Here is a 21,249-nt window from a genome sequence, read left to right as displayed (position 1 = left end):
CCCCGTACCACCCACCGACCGACCTGCCCCACCCGCCTGCTCAGCCGATGTCGTCGACCGCGGCCTTCGCCCGCTGGAGCGTCTGCCGCGCCGTCACGTCGTTCTTCTCCAACGTCGTGTTCAACAGCCGGATGATGTTCTTGACCTCCTGCGACGCGTTCTTCCACCGCAGCTCCTTGGCGTGGTAGTCATCCGCCACACCATCCGCCGCGAAGTCCGTCATCGCCGCCGACACCTGCGCCTCACGCGCCGCGATCACCTGCTCCAACTGCCCGATCACGGCCTTGATACCGCCCTGCACCTCCGTCGAGGCACCCACGTCATACGCACGACGATCCGTCCCACCAGCCACCACAACCACACTCCCCGCGAGAACAACAACCATCAGAACAAGCCGCACCAACAGGACCAACACGACCACCAGGACCCGCAGGACCCGCAGGACCCGCAGGCAGACCTAACGGCCCCGGAAACGCGCCCCGTCGAAGTTCGCCGCACCCTGCTGCTGACGCGCGTTCTCACCCTGCTCCGAGTCACCCGACCCGAACGCCTGCTCCATCCCCGACTGACCACCCACGATCGCCGCCAGCGAAGCGTTCAGCTCCTTCGCGATGTCATCGGCACGCAGCTTGAACGAATCGAACGCCACCTTGCCCTGACCCTGGAACTTGCCCTCCAACGGCTGCGCCGCAGCCACCAGCTGCTTGATCAGCGAACCCAGATCCGTATTCGAGCCACGCGACCCCGACATCAGATTCGTCAGAACCTGCGTCCCCATGTCGAACTTCATCCCACACCCCGTACAGCCAATCGGTGATCGCAAGTATGCCTACGTCCGCGAACGTACATCGCTCCTGCAACCAGCAACGATCGGGTTGTAACGCACCTATGACAAACCACGGGGCCCGGCGCGGGCGTGCGGGCAGCGGGTCGCAGCCTGGCCCGGTCCGGCCCGGGCAGGATGCCCGGGGCGGGCGGGTCGTGCCGCTGTTGGTCATCTCCAGGCAGCGGCCGAGGCCGCCTCGGCGTCAGCCGCCCGCGGTGCGGGGGAAGGTGATCTCGACGCGGCGGTTCTTCTTGCGGCCCTCTTCGGTGCCGTTGTCGGCGATCGGGTAGTCCTCGCTGTACCCGCGGACGTCGAAGACGACGCCGGGGTTGGTGACGGTCTTGGCCAGCTCCGCCTGCACGGCGTCGGCGCGCTGCTTGGAGAGCTCCTTGCCGTGTTCGTAGCTGCCCTGGTCGTCGGTGAAGCCGAAGACGCGGACGCGGGTCGCCTTCTGCGTGTTGATCTCGGCGGCGATGGCTTGTATGCGGGCGGCGGCCTGTGCGTTGAAGACGGCGCTGTCCTCGGGGAACAGGACCTCGGACTGCAGCGCCATCATGACCGTCTGGTTGGTCTCCTGCCGACGCTGCTCACCGCCGAGGTCTTCGACGACCTCGGCGATGTCGAGCACCTTGGCGGGGGCGAGGGTGCCGCCCTGGGGGATCTTCAGGCCGGGCGCGCTGGAGTCGATGGGGACGGGGGCGGATGCGGACGGCTCTGCGCCGGGGGGCACGGACGGCTTGACCTCGTCGGCGTGGGCGGTGCCCCCGCCGACGAAGTGTGCACCGGCGATGACGAGACCGACGACGGCCGTGGCGGCGGTGGTGCGGTGGCTTTTTGTCATGGGGTCACCCGGAGATTTTGACAGTGGCCGTGGCGAAAGTGGGGAGGTTGAACTCCACCTCGGTGGTACCGGTCGGCGGTGCCGGGAACTGTGCGAAGAACGGGACGGTCTGGCCGGCCTCGATGATGGCCAGGCCGGTGGTGCACAGGCAGCGACCCTCCGTGTCACGGAGCACGTAGTACCGCTTCTTTCCTGCTTTGTCGACCAGGGTCACGCCGGCGACGGACACGCCGCTGGCGTTGAGTTCGTTCCCCCGCCAGGGCGCCGTGTTCACGAAGGGAGCCGTTCCCGTGTTCTTGAGCTGGCCGCTCACGGTCAGAAAGCCGCCGGCGTCGCGGGCAGCCGAGTTGATCGTCAGAACCATCCCGCCTTCCCCGGTAACCGTCGCGATGACCTGCGTCGAGGTGGGCGTCGGGGCTGGAGCACTGTTCTGCGTACCACCGGGCTGCGACTGCGACGACTGAGGCTTCGTCTCAGTCTTGGGCTTGCTGTCGTCCCCGCCACCGCATCCGGCCAACGTGAGGGCCAACACCGCCGAAACCGCTACGGCCGCTCCCCCCTGGACCTTCACCACGTGCCGCATGCTCATTTACGCCGCTTCCTCATTCCGTCATTCGTTGTCAGTCGACCAGTCGCACGGCAAAGAGTGTCCTTGCGAAGGTGCTCCACGGTTCGGGTTTGGCAGGATCGAACTTGATGACGCCGCCCTTGCATTTGATCTCGACGGGGCTCGGCTTCTCCGCGCCACCGGGCGACGGCGACGGTTCCGTCGCGGGCTCCCCCAGCCGGCAGCGCGGTTCGATGACTGCCGTGGCATTGGCCGTACCCTGCCGACCGCTGACTCCTGGGACCACAGAGTCTCCGACCGTGCCCTTGGTCGTCACTCCGACCGTGAAACGTGGCGGAGTGGCGGAACAATCGGCTGTCGCGTCGTTCCTCGCGGCGAACTCCCGTGCTGCGCCGCAGGCTCCACCCGCGTACAAGAGGCCGCCCTCGAGAACCTTCTTCCAGTCCTCGGGCTTGAGCGTGAGCAGATCGACCCCGGGCACGAGATGGTCCCTGGCGTCGCGGGCCGCCGCCAGTGCCGCGGCGTCCGCAGCACCCTGCGCGTCGCTCCGCACGACCGATGCCTGTCCGACGGCGAAGAACGCCAGTGCGGCGAAGAGCAGACCTGCCACCGCCACCACGTAGATGGGGAAGGCCTGCCCGCGCTCGTCACGCAAGCTCGGTTCGGTCACCTGCCTGCGGTGATGCTCGCAACCGCAGCCGTGATCCTGGTAGTGATCGCCTGCCCGATACCCGTACCGACCAGCGCCCCGATGATCACCACGACCACCAGGATGATCCCCAGGTACTCGAACGCCGTCTGGCCGCGATCCCGCGCGTCCCCGCCCGCGTACCGCTTCCGCATCCTCGCCAGGGTGTTCTGCAACATGAAAGTTCCCTCCCGGGCCGGTGCCACTGCTGGTTTGCGGACGGTACGGCGAGTCACCAGTCGTAACCAAGGGTCCCGGGGCCCAAATACGGACCCATTGCGCACTCCGTCTACCCATGACCGGACACTCCTGGACGGGCGGTTCCCAGCCAGCGGGCTATGGCCTCGCTGCGCGTGGTGCTGTGGAGTTTGGCGAAGATGCGGTTGATGTGGTTCTTGACCGTCTTCTCGCTGATGAAGCACGCGGCGGCGATCTGCTGGTTGTTCATCCCGGACGCGATCAGATCCATGATTTCCACCTCCCGCGAACTCAGCCCGAAGACAACAGAGTTGTGCATCCGCTCAGACGAGGGTGCCACAGTTCGTTGCTGTTGCGAAGAGGTTCGGAGTTCGGTGAGGAGGGCGTTCGCCGCCGTCGGGGTGAAGTGGGGGCGGCCCTCCGGGGCGTCGCGGACCGCGCGGAGCAGGTCGGGGGCGGTGAACTCGCCGTGGACCAGGTAGCCGCCGGCGCCCAGCAGCAGGGTTTCGCGGACGATCTCGGACTCGCGGCTGTACGTCAGCATCAGGACCGGGGCCAGCTGTACGAGGTGCGGCAGGGCCGAGATGCCGTCCACCCCCGGCATCCGGACGTCCAGCAGGACCACGTCCGGGGCGTGCCGGCGGGTCAGGCTCAGGGCTTCGCGGCCGTCGCCCGCCTGGGCTATGACCTCGATGTCCCCGGCCGCGCACAGGATCGCCGCCAGGCCCGCCCTGATGACCGGGTTGCCGTCGGCGATGAGCACGCTCAGTCGGGCGGCCACGGCTCAGCCACCCCCGAACAGCGCGTCGAAGTCGACGTTCGCGCCGTAGACGAAGCCGCAGACCAGCAGGATGAGCGTGCCCGGCAGCATGAACATGGTGACGGCGAACGTGGCCTTCGGGACGGCCCGGGCCGCGCGCCGCCGGGCGTTCTGGGCGTCCGTACGCCGCATGTCGTCCGCGATCGCGATCAGGGTGTCCACGATCGGGGAGCCGAGTTCCTCGCCCTGCTGGAGGGCCGTCACGAACTGTGCGACCTGCTCGCTGTCGTTGCGGCGGCGCAGTTCGTCGAAGGCCTGACGGCGGCTGACGCCCATGTCCATCTGCTGGAGGGTGATCCGGATCTCGTCCGCCCACGGGCCCTCGTACTTGTGCGCCACCCGCTCCAGTGCCTGCCGGAAGCCGAGTCCCGCACTCACCACCACCGCGAGCACGTCCAGGAAGTCCGGCAGGGTCCGCTCGATGTGGTCGCGGCGGACGCGGATCGCCGACCACAGCCCGACCTCGATCCAGAACAGGCCGAACGCCACCATCAGGAGGGCCGGTACGAGCTGTCCGTTGATCAGCATCGAGAAGGCGCCCAGGGCGCCCAGGGCCCCGTACACCGCGCGGCGCGCCGCGTACCGGTCGATGGTCAGGCCCGCCGGGTTGCCCGCCATGTCGATCTGGCGGCGCTTGCGGGCCACCCGGCCCGGTCCCATGACGCGCAGGACCGCCGGGGCCCAGCGGATGCCCATCCGGTCCACCAGCGAGCCGACGGCCGTCGTGCGCGTGGCGCCGACCTCCAGGGCCAGCGCGAGGTCGGTCGGCAGTTTGACGTCGGCCCGGTAGAGCCGGATCCCGTGGAAGACACCGAACACGGACAGCGCCACGGCCACGGCCAGGAGAAGAGCGATCACGACGGCAGCCCCCTCATACGTCGATCTTGGACAGGCGGCGGATGAGGACGAAGCCCAGGGTGAACAGGCCGAGGGAGATCAGGACCGCCGTCTGGCCGACGAAGGCGCCCGTCATGCGGTCCAGCGCGCCCGGCATCATCATGTCGACGAGGAGCAGCGAGCCCAGGCCGATGGCCGGGACCAGGTACGCCGTCACCGTGACCTGGGACAGCTGGGTGCGGATCTCGCGGCGGGTCTCCTTGCGCTGTTCCAGGGTCACCGTGAGGTTGCGCAGGCTCTCCACGATCGTGCCGCCCGCGCGGGCCGACAGGACGAGGGTGGAGACCAGGACCACGAGCTCCCGCGAGGGGAGCCGTTCGGTCAGTTCGCCCAGGGACTCCTCGATGGAGTGGCCGACGGCGAGGCGGTTGGCGACGCGCGCGAGCTCCTCGCCCGCCGGGGCCTCCAGTTCCTCCGCCGCCATGCCGATGGCCGTACGCAGGGCCAGTCCGGCCTGGGTGGCGTTGGCGAGGATGCGGGCCAGGTCGGGCAGCTGGTTGATGAACCGCTCGGTGCGGCGCGTCCGCTGCCAGTTGAGGAACGCGTTCGCCGCCCACAGGCCGATCAGGCCGGTCACCGGGCCGAAGAACGGTGCCAGGAAGGAGGCGGCGACCAGCCAGGTGCCGGTGATCGCAGCGCACATGTAGACGAAGAACTCTCCGACCGTCAGGTCGAGTCCGGTCACCGCCAGTTTGACCTCGATGCGCCGGCCGAGCTTCGTCTTGCGCAGCCGCCGGTCGACGCCGGCGAAGCGCCGCCGCCGGCCCGCGGCCGGCGGCGCCCCGGTCGCCGAGAGCCGTTCGATGAGCGCGGCGCGCTGGGCGCGGCCCGCCGCGTACGCGTGCACGCCCAGTACGACCAGCAGGCCGGCCAGGAGCGTGGCGCCGAGGGTGAGGAGGATGAGTGGGTTCACAGGGCGGTCCGGGTGACGCGGGGGGTGGTGAACGGGCCGGTGAGGGGGTCGGTGAGCGGGTCGCCGTCCGGCCGGGCCACCCCGAAGGCCTGCGGGATCGGCTGGTTGTTCATGTAGAGGCGTTCGGCGATGAAACGGGGCAGCGGGTAGTACTCGAAGTAGCCGTGGACGCGGGAGTCCGCCCCCATCGGCTGGGCCGCGAAGCGGCAGACCGTCGTGATCCGGAAGGCCTCGCGGCCGTGCGACTCGAGGACGGATATCTCCGTGATCCGGCGCGATCCGTCGCCGAAGCGGGTCAGCTGCACGATCACGTTGACGGCGCTGTTGATCTGGTCCTGGAGCGCCTCGAAGGGGATCTCGACCTCCGACATGGACGCGAGGGTCTGCAGGCGCATCAGGGCGTCGGCGGAACTGTTCGCGTGCACGGTGGCCAGGGAGCCGTCGTGGCCGGTGGACATGGCCTGGAGCATGTCGAGGGTCTCGCCGCCGCGGACCTCGCCCACGATGATGCGGTCGGGGCGCATGCGCAGGGAGTTGCGCACGAGGTCGCGGATGGTGATCTGTCCCTTGCCCTCGACGTTCGCGGGCCGGGATTCGAGGCGGATGACGTGGGCCTGCTGGAGCTGGAGCTCGGCGGAGTCCTCGATGGTGATGATGCGCTCGCCCTCCGGGATCAGGCCGGAGAGGGCGTTGAGGAGGGTCGTCTTGCCGGTGCCGGTGGCGCCCGAGACGATCAGGTTCATCTTCGCCGCGACCAGCCCCGACAGCAGCAGGAGCATCTGCTCGTCGAGCGAGCCGAGGGCGATCATCTCGTGCAGGGTGAAGGCCCGCGGGAAGCGGCGGATGGTGAGGGTGGCGCCGGTCAGGGAGAGCGGCGGGATGATGACGTTGACCCGCTCGCCGCTGGGCAGCCGGGCGTCGACCATCGGATTGGCCTCGTCGACGCGGCGGTTGACGGTGGAGACGATGCGCTCGATGGTCTGCATCAGCTGCTCGTGCGAGGCGAAGCGCAGCGGGAGCTGCTCCACGCGGCCGGCCCGCTCCACGAAGATCTGGTCGGGCCCGTTGACCATGATCTCGGAGATCGACGGGTCTTCGAGGAGCGGTTCGAGTACGCCGAGGCCGAGGGCCTCGTCGACGACGCGGCGGATCAGCTGTGCGCGCTCGACGGTGGAGAGTACGGGGCCTTCGCGGCTGATGATGTGGCCGAGTACGCGCTCCAGGCGCGCCCGGCGCTCGGCGGGCGCGAGCGCGGACATCTCGGCGAGGTCGATCTCCTCCAGCAGCTTGGCGCGGTACGAGGAGACCAGGCGGCCGTCCTCGCGCGGGCTGTGGCGGTCGTCGGGGGTGTTGACCCGGGAACGCAGGCTCATGGTCGGGGGCCCTTCGGGTCGTCGTTGGGCATGACGGCGGTGGCCTTGGCCGGCCCGTCGAAGGTGAGGCCGGGGATGATCGAGTTGATGGGGATGGTCGCGACGGCGGTGACCGCGTCCGCGTTCTTGGTCACCACGACGGTGGCGCCGATCCCTTCCCTGACGGCGGCCACGCCCGCCGCCGCCCCGCCGCTGCCCTTCCGGGCTTCCACGCGGGCCGCCGTACGGGCCGCCGTGTCGGCCTGCTCGTGTACGTACGCCACCCAGCCCAGCTGGATCCCGCACAGCGCCACGAACAGCAGGATCGGCACGAAACCGATGTACTCGATGGCCACTTGGCCCCGGTCGGAGCGAAAGCGCCGTCTCATGTCACTCCGCCTCCTTCTCCATGGCCGCACCGCCCGTACCGTCGATCCCGCCGAAGTTGAGCCCCGGGTAGAAGACGGGAACGGCCAGGGTGACCTTGCTCCAGAAGATGTCTCCGCGCTCCTCGCAGAGCACCTGGAGCTTCCACGCCGCCCCGACGTGTTCCCCGGCGGCCGTGGCGCACGCCCGGGGCCCGTGCACCGCCCCCGCCCGGGCCGCCTCGTCCGCCGCGTTGCCCGCCAGGGAGAACGCGTAGCCGATCAGGACGCACTCCCACACCGCCGCCACGAGCAGCAGGATCAGCGGCACCGTGCCGACGAACTCGATCGCCGTCTGGCCCCGGTCCCCGTCCCGCGTCCCTCTCCGTGGCGACATGGTTCAGCCCTCCCGGCCGCGGCGCAGGCGGGCCACCGGGCCCGCGGCCCGGACCGCCAGCGAGGCGCCGGTGGGCTGCGGACCCGGGGCCTCCGGCGGCGACAGCAGTCCCAGCTCGCCCGCCAGGGCCCACAGGGCCTGCTTGACCGTGGAGCGGTTGTCGAGGTCCTGGACCCGGCCCGCGTCCACCACCGCCTGGAGTTCCTTGAAGGCCGCGGGGACGGGGGTTCGGGCCGCGCGGGTCCTGGTGATCTTCTCGATCAGGGCGGGCTGTATCTCGGTGTGCTTGGTCCAGCGGTTGACGACCATCGTGGTGTCCTCCGCCTTGCGCACCTGGAGCCGTTCCCACATCCGGACCATCCGCTTCGCCGCCCGCACCGCGACCACGTCCGGGGTGGTGACCAGCACCGCCACGTCGGCCGCCTCCACCGCGGCGGCGTTCGCGCCGGTGACCTGCGTCCCGCAGTCGACGACGACGAGTTCGTAGCGGGCGCGCAGCGCGGCGACGACGAGCCGGGCGGTCCGTTCGTCGACCTCCTCGCCGCGTTCCCCGTCCGCCGGGGCCAGCAGCAGGGCGACGCCCGTGCGGTCGTCGTACACCGCGTCCTGGAGGACCCGCGGCGAGATGTCCTGGATCCCGGCGAGGTCGGCGATCGAGCGCCGGAACTGCACGTCGAGGTACGAGCCCACGTCGCCCGCCTGGAGGTCCATGTCGACCAGTGCGGTACGCCGCCCCGAGGCGGCCGCGGCGAGCGCGAACTGCACCGCGGTGAAGGTGGTGCCGACGCCGCCCTTGGCCCCGGTGACGGTGACCACCCGCCCACCGGGCCCGGACGGGGCCTCGGCCGCGCCCCCGCCGAGGTGGCGGCGTACGCCCACGGACCACTGGGCGGCGGCCTGGACGCGGGCGGCCAGTTCCTCGTAGGTGAGCGGGAGACCGATCAGGCCGCGTGCGCCCGAGTCCATGGCCGCGGAGAACAGGGCCGGTCCGGCGTCGGAGCTGACGAGGACGACGCCGACGGCCGGGAAGCGCAGCGCCACTTCCCGGATGAGCTCCAGGGCGGGCGCGGGTCCGATGCGCTCGTGGACGAGGACGACCTCGGGGAGCTCGTCGATCGACTCGGCGGCGAGCCGGGCCAGGGTGTCGAGCAGGGTGGTGGAGTCGGGGACCGGGACGGCCGGCTCGGAGTCGGGGAGCTGGCTCAGCAGGGTCACCAGGGCGCGCGCGGCGTCCGGGTCGCCGGCCGCGGGGAGGATTCGGGTGGTCATCCGGGCCGCCTCACTTGTCCCCGTCGAGGGTGTACGTACGGTCGCCCGGGCTCGGGGCCGAGTCGGTGCCGGGGGCCACCAGGGCCAGACGGACGTGCTCCGCGAAGGATTCGGCGTACGCGACGCGCTGGGTGTCCTTGGTGTTCAGGGCGAAGGTGATCGGGACGGCCTCGGCCGGGCCGTTGCGGTCGCTGTTCTTCTCCAGGGCGGTGAGCTTGCCGACGCCCAGGACCCGGGCGTTGGCGACGATGATCACCGAGCGGGAGGGGTCGGTGTCCTTGGCGCCCTTGAACGTGGCGATGATGTTGACCTTGGCACCGGAGGTGATCTTGCCGGCCACGCCCGTCGCCGCGTCGATCATGATGGCGATCTCCTGCTCACCGGGCTGGAGCTGGGGCCGGTCCACGAACATGTCGGCCTGGAGCAGCGAGCCCTTCTTCAGGGTGGTCAGCGCGATCTTGTCCTTGAGGGCGCCGAGGTCGGTGACGGCGGTGTCCGACAGCCACCGTTTGGGGACCGTGACCTCCTCGAACTGCCCTTCCGTGAGCGGGCTGTACGGGGCGATGTCACCCTTGACGCGGTACGCGACGACCTCCGCCCCGACCTTGGAGTTGACGTCGCCGATCACCACGAGGACTCCGGCGAAGGCCCCCAGGGCGCACAGGACCGACAGGAGCAGCAGAATGACGCCGCGGCGCTGGCGTGAGTTCATGGTCCGTACTACCTCGCCGTTCTTCGTTCGTTCGTCGGGCCGGATCGGTCAGGGTCTGGAGCGGGCGGTGTTCGCCGGGGCGGCCGGCGGAGGCGGTGCGTTCAGTGGTGCGGCGCAGAATCCGCAGCGGTCGCCGATGAGTTCGAAGCCGCACCAGCGGCACTCCTCGCGGCGGACCGAGGAGACGAGCTGGTACAGGACGGAGAGGTCCGGGATGCCGGCGGCGAACTCGACCAGCTTCTGGGTGCCCCACCAGCCGGGCGACGCGGCGGGCAGCGGGTTCTCCATGACCCCGTGCACCTGCCAGGCGGGGCCGAGTTCGGCCGCCACCCAGTCGGAGGCGAGCTGGCCGCGGGCGAAGGTGAGGTGGGTGGCGAACTCGGGCCCGGCGGGCAGCACGGCCGCGCCGCCCCCGTGCGCCGCGCCGGAACGGCCCGACCGGCCGGAGCCTCCCGGGCCGCCGGAGCCGCCGGACCCGCCCAGCCTGGCCAGGTGCGGCGTCGGATGCGCGAGTACGGCGAACTGCGCGCCCGGCGACCAGGACCGGGCGTGCGCCTTGAGCCCGACCGGGATCCGGTCGAGTTTGGCGACCGAGCCCAGCAGGGCACCCGCGTAGATGTAGTGGGACAGCAGCCGGGCCGCGGAGGCGATGACTCCGGGACTGAAGTCGCAGCCGCTGAGCTGGCGCAGCTGACGTACCAGCAGAGCCGTGCCCAGCGGCGGCAGATCGACGTCGAGGAGCGCGATCCGGTCGGTTTCCAGGATGGCGCGCACGGTGTGCAGCCGCTGGACGGCGGTCCGCGGCAGCCAGTTCGGCACGACGGCCACGAGATGGCCGTGGCGCTCCAGCAGCGCGCTGGTCTGGGCGAGCGTGCCCGCGAGGTCGAGCTGCTCGGGCGGGGGCAGCACGGCGGCCCCGGGCGTGTGCCGATCGGGGGCCGGAAGGACCAGATCGGCGCTGGTGACAGCGATGGCGGTCGGCACGCGAATCCCCCCGTTCACCCCGTGCGCCACGGCCGTTCGCGAAGCCGCCGCACACACGCACACGCTGCGCGACCGCAAACGATCGACGCTCTTCCCCCTTGCCTCAGCACCATATCCGCGTCACCGCTGGCAGGGCAGGGCCTTGGAAATACCCGTGCGGCGAGCACGTGTCACAGGTGGCGGGAAACCCGGACAACAGGGATCGGACGATCGAGCATTTCCAGCCACATTGCAAAGACTCTTGACATGCTGATTGGTCTGGACCAACTTGGCTGCGCCAGGCCTTTACCGGGGCGCCCCCACTCGCCCCGCACTCCTCCCGTCCCCTTCCTCCCCCCACCGGAGCCCACGTGAACCGCATACGCTCCCTCGCCCTTGTGGCCGCCGCCACCCTCACCGCGGGCGGCCTCACCGCCCTCGCCGCCGGCACCGCCCAGGCCGCGGACATCAACGTCGCCCGCAACGGCGGCTTCGAGTCCGGGCTCGCCAACTGGTCCTGCTCCGGCGGAAGCGGCGCCTCCGTCTCCTCGCCTGTCTACGCCGGGGCCGGCGCTCTCAAGGCCACCCCGGCCGGGTCCGACAACGCCCGGTGCAGCCAGACCGTCACGGTCAAGCCGAACTCGACGTACACGCTGAGCACGCAGGTCCAGGGCAGCTACGTCTACCTCGGCGCGACCGGGACCGGCACCCAGGACGTCTCCACCTGGACCCCCGGCTCGGGTTCGGGCTGGCAGAAGCTCTCCACCACGTTCACCACCGGCCCGGGCACCACCCAGGTCACCGTCTACACGCACGGCTGGTACGGCCAGCCTGCGTACGCCGTCGACGAGTTCAGCGTCTTCGGCCCGGACGGCGGCGGTGGCACGGACCCCGGCCCCTCCATCCCCGGCGCCCCGTCCGGTACCGCTGTTTCCGGACAGAGCTCGAGCGGACTCACCCTTTCGTGGAACGCGGTCAGCGGGGCCACCGGCTACTACGTGTATCAGGACGGCGTCCGGGTCCGTACGGTGTCCTCGGCGAGCGCCCAGATCACCGGGCTGGCGGCCTCGACCTCGTACGCGTTCCAGGTCAGCGCCTACAACGCGGCGGGCGAGGGGCCCAAGTCCGCGGCCGTCACCGGCACCACGACCGGCGGCGGGGGACCGAACCCGAATCCGGCCGTCCCCCGGCACGCGCTGACGGGCTACTGGCAGAACTTCAACAACGGCGCGACCGTGCAGAAGATCTCCGACGTCTCCGCGCAGTACGACATCATCGCGGTCTCCTTCGCCGACGCCACGGCCACGCCCGGCGCCATCACCTTCAACCTCGACTCGGCCGGCCTCGGCGGCTACACCGTCGCCCAGTTCAAGTCGGACATCGCCGCGAAGAAGGCGGCCGGCAAGTCGGTGATCCTCTCGGTCGGCGGCGAGAAGGGCACCATCACGGTCAACGACTCCGCCTCCGCGACCAACCTCGCGAACTCGGCGTACGCGCTGATGCAGGAGTACGGCTTCACCGGCATCGACATCGACCTGGAGAACGGCCTCAACCCGACCTACATGACGCAGGCCCTGCGCGCGCTGTCGGCGAAGGCGGGCCCCTCGCTCGTCATCACCATGGCCCCGCAGACCATCGACATGCAGTCCACGCAGGGCGGCTACTTCAAGACGGCGCTGGGCATCAAGGACATCCTCACCGTCGTCAACATGCAGTACTACAACAGCGGCTCGATGAACGGCTGCGACGGCAACGTCTACTCGCAGGGCTCGGTGGACTTCCTCACCGCGCTGGCCTGCATCCAGCTGGAGGGCGGCCTCGATCCCTCCCAGGTGGGCATCGGCGTCCCGGCCTCGCCGAGCGGGGCGGGCAGCGGCTACGTCTCCCCGACCATCGTCAACAACGCCCTCGACTGCCTGACCCGCGGCACGAACTGCGGCTCCTTCAAGCCCTCCAAGACCTACCCCGGCCTGCGCGGCGCGATGACCTGGTCGACGAACTGGGACGCCAAGGCGGGTAGTGCCTGGTCCAACGCGGTGGGTCCCAAGGTCCACGGCCTCCCGTAGGCGGTAGGTGTGGGGGTGGCCGGTTCGGGTCGGCGGACGCGATGCGGGTCTTGACCTGGACATGCCACAAGAGCACGCTGTGCGCGTCCGCACGGCTACCCCCACACTCCCCACCCAGGAGAACGCATGCGGCTCCACTACCGCCGAAGGGCCGCCGTCACGGCGGCCCTGCTGGCGCTCGCGCTGGGCGCACCCGCCTACGGCATGAGCGCCACGGCATCACCACCGCCCACCCCGTCCACCGCCACCCAGGACGAGGCCATCGTCCAGTACCGGATCCACGGCCCCGCCACGGCGACCGACCGCACCGCCCTGCTCCGAACGGGCGTTTCGATCGACGAGGTGGACGACCACACGGTCGTGGTCAGCGCCGACACCATGCAGGCCAAGAACCTGCGCGCACTGGGCTACCAGCTCACCGCGCTGCCCGGCCCGCCGGACCGCTCGCTGCCCGGGATCGCGGCAGGACCGATGGACTTCCCGTCGGCGGACTCCCGCTACCACAACTACGCCGAGGCCAACGCGGAGATCGACCAGCGCCTCGCCCAGTACCCCGGGATCATGAGCAAGCGGGTGATCTGGAAGTCGTACCAGGGCCGGGACCTCATCGCCATCAAGATCAGCGACAACGTCGCGACGGACGAGGCCGAGCCCGAGGTGCTCTTCACCCACCACCAGCACGCCCGCGAGCACCTGACCGTGGAAATGGCCCTGTACCTGATCAAGGAACTCGGCTCCAAGTACGGCACCGAGTCCCGCATCACCAACGCCGTCAACGGCCGCGAGATCTGGATCATCCCGGACCTCAACCCGGACGGCGGCGAGTACGACATCGCCACCGGCTCCTACCGGTCCTGGCGCAAGAACCGCCAGCCCAACTCCGGCTCCTCGTACGTCGGCACGGACGAGAACCGCAACTGGAACTACAAGTGGGGCTGCTGCGGCGGCTCCAGCAGCAGCAAGAGCTCCGAGACCTACCGCGGCGCGGCCGCCGAGTCGGCGCCCGAGGTGAAGGCCGTCTCGGACTTCGTGCGCAGCCGCGTGGTCGGCGGCAAGCAGCAGATCAAGGCCTCGATCGACTTCCACACGTACAGCGAACTGGTGCTGTGGCCCTTCGGGTACACGTACAACGACACCGCCCCGGGCCTGACCGCCGACGACCTCGCCGTCTTCAAGAAGATCGGCACCAGCATGGCGGCGAGCAACGGCTACACCCCGGAGCAGTCGAGCGACCTGTACATCACGGACGGCACGATCGACGACTGGCTGTGGGGGAACCAGAAGATCTTCTCCTACACCTTCGAGATGTACCCGGCGGGCTCGGGCGGCGGCGGCTTCTACCCGCCCGACGAGGTGATCGACCGCGAGACCGCCCGCAACAAGGACGCGGTGCTCCAGCTGCTGGAGAACGCGGACTGCATGTACCGCTCGATCGGCAAGGAAGCCCAGTACTGCACCGCCTGATCCACCGCACGTCACGAGCCGGGGCGCCCCACCGCCAGGGGGGCGCCCCTCCGCGTGCTCGGCGCCGCGTGCTCAGCCGAGGACGGCCAGGGCGTCGATCTCGATGAGCAGCCCGGCCGGCAGGCCCACGTACACGGTGGTGCGGCCGGCCGGGGCCTCCTTGAGGTTCCGCTCCTCGAAGTAGGTGTTGTAGAGCTCGTTCATCTCGGCGAAGTGCGCGGTGTCGGTGAGGTAGACGCGGATCATCATCACGTCGTCCCAGCCGGCGCCGCCCGCTTCGAGGACCGAGCGGACGTTCTCCAGCGTCTGGAGGGTCTGCTCGCGCAGCGTCGGCCCGGCGGGGGTGGGCGGCTGCCCTTCGACGTGCGGGAGGAAGCCGACCTGGCCGGCGACCTGGAGGATGTTGCCCTTGCGCACGCCGTGCGAGAAGCGGGCGGGCGGGGCGGTGTGGGTGTCGGGGGTGATCGCGGTCTTCTCGCTCACGAGTCCTGTTCCTCTTCCGGTTCGGGTTCGGCTTCGGCTTCGGCTTCGGGGTCCGCCTCGGGATCCGACGATCCCGAATAGTCCCGGCTGACGGCATCGGCGGCGCCGCGCACCAGCGGCAGCAGTGCGACGAGCCCCTCGGCGGTGACCACCACACTGGGGGCGGACACGGACAGCGCGGCGACGACGCGCCCGTCGGGCCCGTACACGGGCGCGCCCAGGCAGTTGATGGACTCCTCGTGCCCCCCGAGGTCGGCGGCCCAGCCCTGCTCCCGTACGAGGTCCAGCTCGCGGAGGAAGGCGGCGGCGTCGGGCGTGGACCGGGCGGTGTAGCGCGGATAGTCGATCCGCTCGGCGAGGCTCCTGCGCTCCCCCTCGGGCAGGTCGGCGACGAGCAGCTTCGCGACGGCGGCGACGGTGAGGGGCACGGGCTTGCCGATACGGGAGTACATGCGGACCGGGTAGCGGCTCTCGACCTTGTCCACGTACACGACCTCGTCGTCCTGGAGGAGGGCGAGGTGGACGGTGTGCCCGGTGGCCTTGTTCAGCGCGACCAGGTGGGGGTGCGCGATCTCCCGCACGTCGAGGTTCTCGACGGCCTCGGCGGCGAGCGCGAACAGCTGCGCGCCGAGCCGGTACCGGCCGTCGGCCTGGCGGTACACGAAACCGTGCTCGTGCAGGGTGCGCAGGAGGCGCAGCGCGGTGCTCTTGTGCACACCGAGCTCCTCGGCGACCTCGCCGAGCCCGGCCGGCCCCTTGGCCAGCAACGGCAGCACCGAGAGCGCCCGCTCCACGGACTGGCTCATCCCTCGTCCTCTCGTACGGTCACGTCACGGCCCCACCGGCCCCGCCAGTGCGTTCAGCAACGGCGCCGCACGTTGACCCACCGTCACCTGGGATGTTAGACAGCATCCAGCGACGCACGCAACGACAGTTGCACCCAGCGCAACCCCCGGGAGGGCACCGCATGGCCAGCGACCCCGTCAAGGACCTCGCCGACGAGCCGGTCGACCACCGGTTCAAGGGCCTGCCCCCGGACGCCCACGCCGCCGGCCTGACCGTCGGCCGGCTCACCGCGCAGCGCCGGAACCTGCACACCGGCGGCTTCACCACCCCGGTCCTGACCCTCGACGCGGACGCGCTGGAGCACAACCTCACCGCCCTCGGCACGTACGCCGCCCGGCACGCCCTCGCCTTCGCCCCGCACGGCAAGACCTGCATGGCCCCGCAGCTCTTCCGCCGCCAGCTGGACCACGGCGCATGGGGCATCACGGCCGCCGTGCCCCACCAGGCCCGCGTCTACCGCGCCTTCGGCATCCAGCGGATCTTCCTCGCCAACGAGCTCGTCGATCCCGCCGCCCTGCGCTGGGTCGCCGCCGAGCTCGCCTCCGACCCCGCCTTCCGCTTCGTCTGCTACGTCGACTCCGTGCGCGGCGTCCACCTCATGGACCGCGCCCTGCGCGACGCGCCCGCCGTCATCGACGTCGTCGTCGAGCTCGGCGCCGGCGAGGGAGCCCGTACCGGGGCCCGCAGCGACGAGGACTGCCGGGCCGTCGCCGACGCCGTCGCCGACGCCGCGACCCTCCGCCTCGTCGGCATCGCCGGCTACGAGGCCGAGGTTCCCGACGCCGACCCGGAGCGCGTCCACGCGTACCTGCGCCGCCTCACCGGGCTCGCCGTCGAATTCGACAAGGCCGGCCGGTTCGCCGCGTACCCGGACCTCGAGGAGATCGTCGTCAGCGCCGGCGGCTCCGCCTGGTTCGACGCCGTCGCCGACGTGTTCGGCGAGATCACCGAGCTCTCCCGCCCCACCCTCAAGCTGCTGCGCTCCGGCGCGTACGTCTCCCACGACCACGGCTGGTACACCCGCCTCACCCCCTTCAACCGGCACCCCGAAGAGGGCGGTCTGCGTCCCGCGTTCCGGCTCTGGACCCAGGTCGTCTCGCGTCCCTCCCCCACCCAGGCGTTCGTCAACGCCGGCAAGCGCGACATCGCCTACGACCTCGGCCTGCCCACCGCCGAACTGGTCCGCGACGCCCTCACCGGCGAGGAACGGCCCGCCGCCGGCGTCCGCGTGGTCAAGCTCTCCGACCAGCACGCCTGGCTCGAAACCGACTCCGCCGACGACGTACAGGTCGGCGACTGGGTGTCGCTCGGCATGTCCCACCCCTGCACCATCTTCGAGAAGTGGCCGCTGATCCCGGTGGTGGAGTCCGACGGCACCGTCAGCGACTACGTCCGCACCTTCTTCTAGACACCGGGCCCGGTCACACGGGTGGGACCGGCCGGATGACCCGGCCGAGGGCCCGGTCATCCGGCCGCCCCCACCCGTGTGACCGGGACATTTACGATGAACCGATGGTCGCCTTCGCCCTCGCCGCCCTGTTCTTCCTCACCTTCTGCATCAGCGCCCGCAAGGACCGCCGCCGCTTCCGCAACGCGGTGCTGTTCGGCCTGACCTTCATCACCTCCTCCTTCGCCCTGCTCCTCCAGCTGCCCGCGCTGCCGCAGTGGGTGGCCGTACCGGTGCTCGTACTCGTCTTCGCGGTCCCCACGCTCGGCATCCTGGCGCTCGGCGTCTTCCTCGTCGCCAACGGCCTGACGATGATCCGCAAGGAGGGCGCCCGCCCGCCCAACCTGCTGTCGATGGCGGCGGGGCTCGGCATCTTCGGCATGATCGCGCTGCTGCTCCTCGTGGGCCGGTACGGCTCCACGGTCGCGCACGGCATCGCGGCGACCTTCACCCTGGTCGTCGCCTACGTCTCGTTCGTCTTCCTGTGCTTCCTCGGCTACGCCTACCTGTACGGGCGGATCAAGGTGCGCGGCGACGTCGACCACGTGGTGATGCTGGGCTCGGGCCTGATCGGCGGCGACCGGGTGCCACCGCTGCTGGCCTCGCGGCTGCGCAAGGGCCAGGAGATCTACGCGGCCCAGCTGGCCCGGGGCAGCCGTCCGCCGGTGCTGCTGGTCTCCGGCGGCAAGGGCTCGGACGAGCGGGTCTCCGAGGCGCGGGCGATGGCCGACTGGCTGATCACGGAGGGCGGGGTTCCGGCGGAGCACATCCGGCTGGAGGACCGGTCGCGGACGACGGAGGAGAACATGCTCTTCTCGCGGGAGCTGATGCTGGCGGACGACCCGGGGTACCGGTGCGTGGTGGTCACCAACAACTTCCACGCCTTCCGCTCCGCGATGATGGCCCGGAAGGCCGGGGTGAACGGGCAGGTGCTGGGCTCGCCGACGGCGAGGTACTTCTGGCCGAGCGCCACGATCCGCGAGTTCGTGGCGGTGTTCTGGGAGCACAGGACCGTGAACCTGTGGATCTGCGGCCTGCTGGTCGCCCTCGGCACCGTGGCGACGATCATCGCCTGACGGGACCGCGCTTTCGGCCGGGCCGCGGCTCGGGCATCGGCTCGGACATCGGCTCGGACCGCGTCCGTTCGGGTCAACGTGCGTTCATGGAGCCGCCGCCGGAGGATGGGGCCAGGGAACACCGGGGGACACCGGAGGAGGTACGCGATGGACAGTGAATCGGACCAGCAGCCCACACGGTCGGACCGGCTCTTCACGGGCGGGGAGCGGCCGTACGACCCCGAGGACCTCGTGATGGCGACCGGCCACGACCCGACTCCGGAGCGGATCGAGAAGGCACGCCAGCTCATCGAGAAGGAGGGCCCGCAGGTCATCGAGCGCTACCTGCCGTAACGCTCCGTACGCACGCACCTGCACGCTGCTGATGCCCCGGCCCGAGGTCGCCCCTCGGGCCGGGGCCGTCTGCGTACGGGGGTGTGGCCGGGCCGGACCGCATCCAGATTTGGTGAATGCTCGTTATCGGTCCGGGGGCCACAACCCTAAGGACAGGTGAATGCACGCTCTCGATGTCGACTGGGACCACCCCACGGACCCACGCCCCGGCCCACGGCTGGACCACGTCCGCGCGTACGTCGGCACGGCCGGCGCCGACGGACACCTGTGGCACGGGGTGCCCACCCTGCTGCTCACCACGATCGACCGCGCCTCCGGCCGGCCGGTCCGCACCCCGCTGATCTACGGCGCGGACGCGAACCGCCTGATCGTCGCGGCCGCCGCGCACGGAGCCCCCGAACACCCGGCCTGGTACGGCAACCTCACCGCGGACCCCGAGGTCCGCGTCCAGGTCGGCGCCACCGTCTCCCGGGCGGCGGCGCGCACGGCGACGCCGGTGGAGCGGGAGACGTACTGGGAGATGATGACGGGCCTGTGGCCGGCCTTCGAGGACGACCAGACCGCGGCGGCGCCCCGCGGGATCCCGCTGGTGATCATCGACAGCAGAAACGGTTGGTCGGACCGCTAGCGGCGGATCGGGGCGGTCAGCGGTACCGGCGCCGGTACCGGTACCGACGTCAGGCGCGTTCATAGACGGTGACCTCCACGTCTCGCGCGCACAGGGCGTCGGTGATGAGCGGCTCGACACGTGACCACTTCCCGCCGGCGAGCCCGCACCCGATGCGCGGCATGTGCACCCCGGCGCCCAACTCGACGGCGTGATCGGCCAAAGCGGCGAGGCAGCGCGCGACGGCGTCGTACCGGATCGGCGGCCCCGCGCTCCCGGTGCGCATGCCCCGCTGACCGACCATGTTGGCCACCCACACATCGGGCTTCACCCGCACCAACTGCACGGCTCCCAGCCCGAAGTCGTTCCCGCTGCGCCCGCGATGCCAGGCCCGGTACTCGGCCTCCGGCTCCGCCCACCGCCGCGACAGGGCCAGCACGAACCCCTTGCCCCAGCCCCCGATGTCATTGCAGACATGCGCAATCGCCTTGGACCCCTTGGCCTGCGGACTCGTGGCATCCCCGGCGATGACCGTGAGCGGCTTCATACCCGAAAACATATGCGGGGCCACTGACAGGGGGTAGGGCTTCGGGGGTGGGGGGTGGGGGATTCAGTTCCCCGGCCCCGCGTGACGAGCGCAACACCCCCGCCCCCGTCGACCCGCACCTCACCCATTCCGCAGGCCCGGACGCGACCCCGGCCCCGGATTCCAAGGGTGGACCGGGTCGGTACCCGGCCATTACCCGAAACGGGACATATCGCTCCCCGCCCCGCCCGCCCAAATGACGCGCCACGCCCGCCCCCGGGCCCGTAAGCTCCCGTCATGCAGGTGATCCAGTCAACGAAACTCGCCAATGTCTGCTACGAGATCCGCGGCCCCGTGCTCGAAGAGGCGATGCGGCTCGAAGCAGCAGGTCATCGCATCCTCAAGCTCAACACCGGGAACCCCGCCGCCTTCGGCTTCGAGTGCCCGCCGGAGATCCTTGAGGACATGCTCCGCAACCTGGGGAACGCCCACGGTTACGGGGACGCGAAGGGGCTGCTCTCCGCGCGCCGCGCGGTCATGCAGCACTACCAGACCAAGGGCATCCACCTGGACGTCGAGGACATCTACCTCGGCAACGGCGTTTCCGAGCTGATCCAGATGTCGATGCAGGCGCTGCTCGACGACGGCGACGAGGTCCTCGTCCCCGCGCCGGACTATCCGCTGTGGACCGCCTCCGTCTCGCTCGCCGGCGGCACGGCCGTGCACTACCGCTGCGACGAGCAGGCCGACTGGATGCCGGACCTCGCCGACATCGAGCGCAAGGTCACCGACCGCACCCGCGCCATCGTGATCATCAACCCGAACAACCCGACCGGCGCCGTCTACGACGACGAGATGCTGCGCGGGCTCACGGACATCGCGCGCCGCCACAACCTGGTCGTCTGCTCGGACGAGATCTACGACCGGATCCTGTACGACGGAGCGACCCACACCAACACCGCCGCCATCGCGCCGGACCTGCTCACCCTGACCTTCAACGGGCTGTCCAAGAACTACCGCGTCGCCGGCTACCGCGCCGGCTGGATGGCGGTCTGCGGCCCCAAGAAGCACGCCTCGTCGTACATCGAGGGCCTGACGATCCTGGCCAACATGCGACTGTGCGCGAACATGCCCTCGCAGTACGCCGTCGCGACCGCCCTCGGCGGCCGGCAGTCGATCGACGACCTGGTGCTTCCGGGCGGGCGGCTGCTGGAGCAGCGCGACACGGCGTACGACCTGCTGACGCAGATCCCCGGCATCACCTGCGCGAAGCCCAAGGGGGCGCTGTACCTCTTCCCGAAGCTCGACCCCGCCGTCTACAAGATCAAGGACGACCGGCAGATGGTCCTGGACCTGCTGCGGGCCGAGAAGATCATGGTGGTGCACGGTACGGGCTTCAACTGGCCCGAGCCCGACCACTTCCGGATCGTGACGCTCCCGAACGCCAAGGATCTGGCGGACGCGGTCACGCGGATCGGGAACTTCCTCGACGGCTACGGCCAGCCGTGAGGGGACCCGGTCCCCGGCCATAGCCCCTGGTCCCCGTGCCGCGCTCGAGCGACTCCAGGATCCAGCTCAACTTTAGAACGATT

Annotated in this window: 25 protein-coding genes; 7 read left to right on the top strand and 18 right to left on the bottom strand. The window is 70.5% G+C overall.

The features are described from left to right. Positions 1–40: 40 nt before the first annotated feature. The 15 genes from ACTVZO_RS26385 to ACTVZO_RS26315 form a co-directional block, all read right to left on the bottom strand. Positions 41–352, bottom strand: coding sequence for a pore-forming ESAT-6 family protein (locus tag ACTVZO_RS26385; protein ID WP_443303227.1), 312 nt, complete (start codon positions 350–352; stop codon positions 41–43). Positions 353–457: 105 nt separating this feature from the next. After that, on the bottom strand, positions 458–790 hold the full coding sequence (locus ACTVZO_RS26380) for a hypothetical protein (RefSeq protein WP_443300720.1): 333 nt from the start codon (positions 788–790) through the stop codon (positions 458–460). 238 nt (positions 791–1,028) lie between these two features. Further along, on the bottom strand, positions 1,029–1,667 hold the full coding sequence (locus ACTVZO_RS26375) for an OmpA family protein (protein WP_443300719.1): 639 nt from the start codon (positions 1,665–1,667) through the stop codon (positions 1,029–1,031). A 4-nt stretch (positions 1,668–1,671) separates the two neighbouring features. Next, entirely contained in the window at positions 1,672–2,256 is a 585-nt protein-coding gene (locus ACTVZO_RS26370; protein WP_443300718.1) for a hypothetical protein, read from the bottom strand. Positions 2,257–2,287: 31 nt separating this feature from the next. Further along, positions 2,288–2,905, bottom strand: coding sequence for a pilus assembly protein TadG-related protein (locus ACTVZO_RS26365; protein WP_443300717.1), 618 nt, complete (start codon positions 2,903–2,905; stop codon positions 2,288–2,290). Continuing rightward, positions 2,902–3,102, bottom strand: a complete 201-nt coding sequence (locus tag ACTVZO_RS26360) for a hypothetical protein (RefSeq protein WP_443300716.1) — start codon at positions 3,100–3,102, stop codon at positions 2,902–2,904. The genes ACTVZO_RS26365 and ACTVZO_RS26360 overlap by 4 nt, the downstream gene beginning before the upstream one ends. 110 nt (positions 3,103–3,212) lie before the next feature. Further along, the gene (locus ACTVZO_RS26355; protein ID WP_443300715.1) at positions 3,213–3,902 is read right to left on the bottom strand and encodes a response regulator; all 690 of its coding nucleotides are present in this window, start codon (positions 3,900–3,902) and stop codon (positions 3,213–3,215) included. Between the two features lie 3 nt (positions 3,903–3,905). Further along, positions 3,906–4,796 carry a DUF5936 domain-containing protein gene (locus ACTVZO_RS26350; RefSeq protein ID WP_384231099.1) on the bottom strand — a complete coding sequence of 297 codons (891 nt, stop codon included), beginning with the start codon at positions 4,794–4,796 and terminating at the stop codon, positions 3,906–3,908. A gap of 16 nt (positions 4,797–4,812) precedes the next feature. Further along, complete coding sequence (locus ACTVZO_RS26345) at positions 4,813–5,751, bottom strand: type II secretion system F family protein (RefSeq protein WP_443300714.1); 939 nt, start codon at positions 5,749–5,751, stop codon at positions 4,813–4,815. After that, on the bottom strand, positions 5,748–7,124 hold the full coding sequence (locus ACTVZO_RS26340; RefSeq protein ID WP_443300713.1) for a CpaF family protein: 1,377 nt from the start codon (positions 7,122–7,124) through the stop codon (positions 5,748–5,750). Before ACTVZO_RS26340 ends, ACTVZO_RS26345 begins: the two co-directional genes overlap by 4 nt. Then, positions 7,121–7,492, bottom strand: coding sequence for a TadE/TadG family type IV pilus assembly protein (locus ACTVZO_RS26335; protein WP_443300712.1), 372 nt, complete (start codon positions 7,490–7,492; stop codon positions 7,121–7,123). Before ACTVZO_RS26335 ends, ACTVZO_RS26340 begins: the two co-directional genes overlap by 4 nt. A 1-nt stretch (position 7,493) precedes the next feature. Further along, on the bottom strand, positions 7,494–7,865 hold the full coding sequence (locus tag ACTVZO_RS26330) for a TadE/TadG family type IV pilus assembly protein (protein ID WP_443300711.1): 372 nt from the start codon (positions 7,863–7,865) through the stop codon (positions 7,494–7,496). Between the two features lie 3 nt (positions 7,866–7,868). Continuing rightward, positions 7,869–9,134 (bottom strand): AAA family ATPase, encoded by a 1,266-nt coding sequence (locus tag ACTVZO_RS26325; protein ID WP_443300710.1) that lies wholly within the window; start codon positions 9,132–9,134, stop codon positions 7,869–7,871. Positions 9,135–9,144: 10 nt separating this feature from the next. Beyond that, entirely contained in the window at positions 9,145–9,846 is a 702-nt protein-coding gene (gene cpaB, locus ACTVZO_RS26320) for a Flp pilus assembly protein CpaB (protein ID WP_443300709.1), read from the bottom strand. Positions 9,847–9,894: 48 nt separating this feature from the next. After that, positions 9,895–10,830, bottom strand: coding sequence for a hypothetical protein (locus ACTVZO_RS26315; protein ID WP_443300708.1), 936 nt, complete (start codon positions 10,828–10,830; stop codon positions 9,895–9,897). A gap of 350 nt (positions 10,831–11,180) precedes the next feature. Between ACTVZO_RS26315 and ACTVZO_RS26310 the strand changes: the two genes are divergently transcribed. Both ACTVZO_RS26310 and ACTVZO_RS26305 read left to right on the top strand, forming a co-directional pair. Then, positions 11,181–12,875, top strand: coding sequence for a chitinase (locus tag ACTVZO_RS26310; protein WP_443300707.1), 1,695 nt, complete (start codon positions 11,181–11,183; stop codon positions 12,873–12,875). A gap of 126 nt (positions 12,876–13,001) precedes the next feature. Continuing rightward, on the top strand, positions 13,002–14,339 hold the full coding sequence (locus tag ACTVZO_RS26305; protein WP_443300706.1) for a M14 family metallopeptidase: 1,338 nt from the start codon (positions 13,002–13,004) through the stop codon (positions 14,337–14,339). A gap of 72 nt (positions 14,340–14,411) precedes the next feature. On the opposite strand, the gene ACTVZO_RS26300 is transcribed toward ACTVZO_RS26305, so the two are convergent. Then, positions 14,412–14,822, bottom strand: coding sequence for a RidA family protein (locus tag ACTVZO_RS26300; protein ID WP_443300705.1), 411 nt, complete (start codon positions 14,820–14,822; stop codon positions 14,412–14,414). Beyond that, positions 14,819–15,628 carry an IclR family transcriptional regulator gene (locus ACTVZO_RS26295; RefSeq protein WP_443300704.1) on the bottom strand — a complete coding sequence of 270 codons (810 nt, stop codon included), beginning with the start codon at positions 15,626–15,628 and terminating at the stop codon, positions 14,819–14,821. The genes ACTVZO_RS26300 and ACTVZO_RS26295 overlap by 4 nt, the downstream gene beginning before the upstream one ends. A gap of 161 nt (positions 15,629–15,789) precedes the next feature. Between ACTVZO_RS26295 and ACTVZO_RS26290 the strand changes: the two genes are divergently transcribed. The 4 genes from ACTVZO_RS26290 to ACTVZO_RS26275 all read left to right on the top strand — a co-directional run bounded on the left by ACTVZO_RS26290 (position 15,790) and on the right by ACTVZO_RS26275 (position 19,152). Continuing rightward, positions 15,790–17,076: an amino acid deaminase gene (locus ACTVZO_RS26290; RefSeq protein WP_443300703.1), complete on the top strand. Its 1,287-nt coding sequence runs from the start codon at positions 15,790–15,792 to the stop codon at positions 17,074–17,076. Between the two features lie 104 nt (positions 17,077–17,180). Further along, positions 17,181–18,191 (top strand): YdcF family protein, encoded by a 1,011-nt coding sequence (locus tag ACTVZO_RS26285; RefSeq protein WP_443300702.1) that lies wholly within the window; start codon positions 17,181–17,183, stop codon positions 18,189–18,191. A 147-nt stretch (positions 18,192–18,338) separates the two neighbouring features. Next, positions 18,339–18,524 (top strand): hypothetical protein, encoded by a 186-nt coding sequence (locus tag ACTVZO_RS26280; protein ID WP_362310556.1) that lies wholly within the window; start codon positions 18,339–18,341, stop codon positions 18,522–18,524. Between the two features lie 160 nt (positions 18,525–18,684). After that, a complete protein-coding gene (locus ACTVZO_RS26275; RefSeq protein ID WP_443300701.1) occupies positions 18,685–19,152 on the top strand; it encodes a nitroreductase/quinone reductase family protein in 468 nt (155 codons plus the stop codon). Between the two features lie 49 nt (positions 19,153–19,201). Here ACTVZO_RS26275 and ACTVZO_RS26270 read toward each other — a convergent pair whose 3' ends face one another. Then, complete coding sequence (locus ACTVZO_RS26270) at positions 19,202–19,678, bottom strand: macro domain-containing protein (protein WP_443300700.1); 477 nt, start codon at positions 19,676–19,678, stop codon at positions 19,202–19,204. 276 nt (positions 19,679–19,954) lie between these two features. Between ACTVZO_RS26270 and ACTVZO_RS26265 the strand changes: the two genes are divergently transcribed. Then, positions 19,955–21,166, top strand: coding sequence for a pyridoxal phosphate-dependent aminotransferase (locus ACTVZO_RS26265; RefSeq protein ID WP_443300699.1), 1,212 nt, complete (start codon positions 19,955–19,957; stop codon positions 21,164–21,166). Positions 21,167–21,249: the final 83 nt, after the last annotated feature.

It is taken from the genome of Streptomyces sp. IBSNAI002 (genome assembly GCF_052244475.1).
GTDB lineage: Bacteria > Actinomycetota > Actinomycetes > Streptomycetales > Streptomycetaceae > Streptomyces.
Note: the sequence above shows the minus strand (reverse complement) of the source record. Positions and strands in the feature narration are given on the sequence as shown.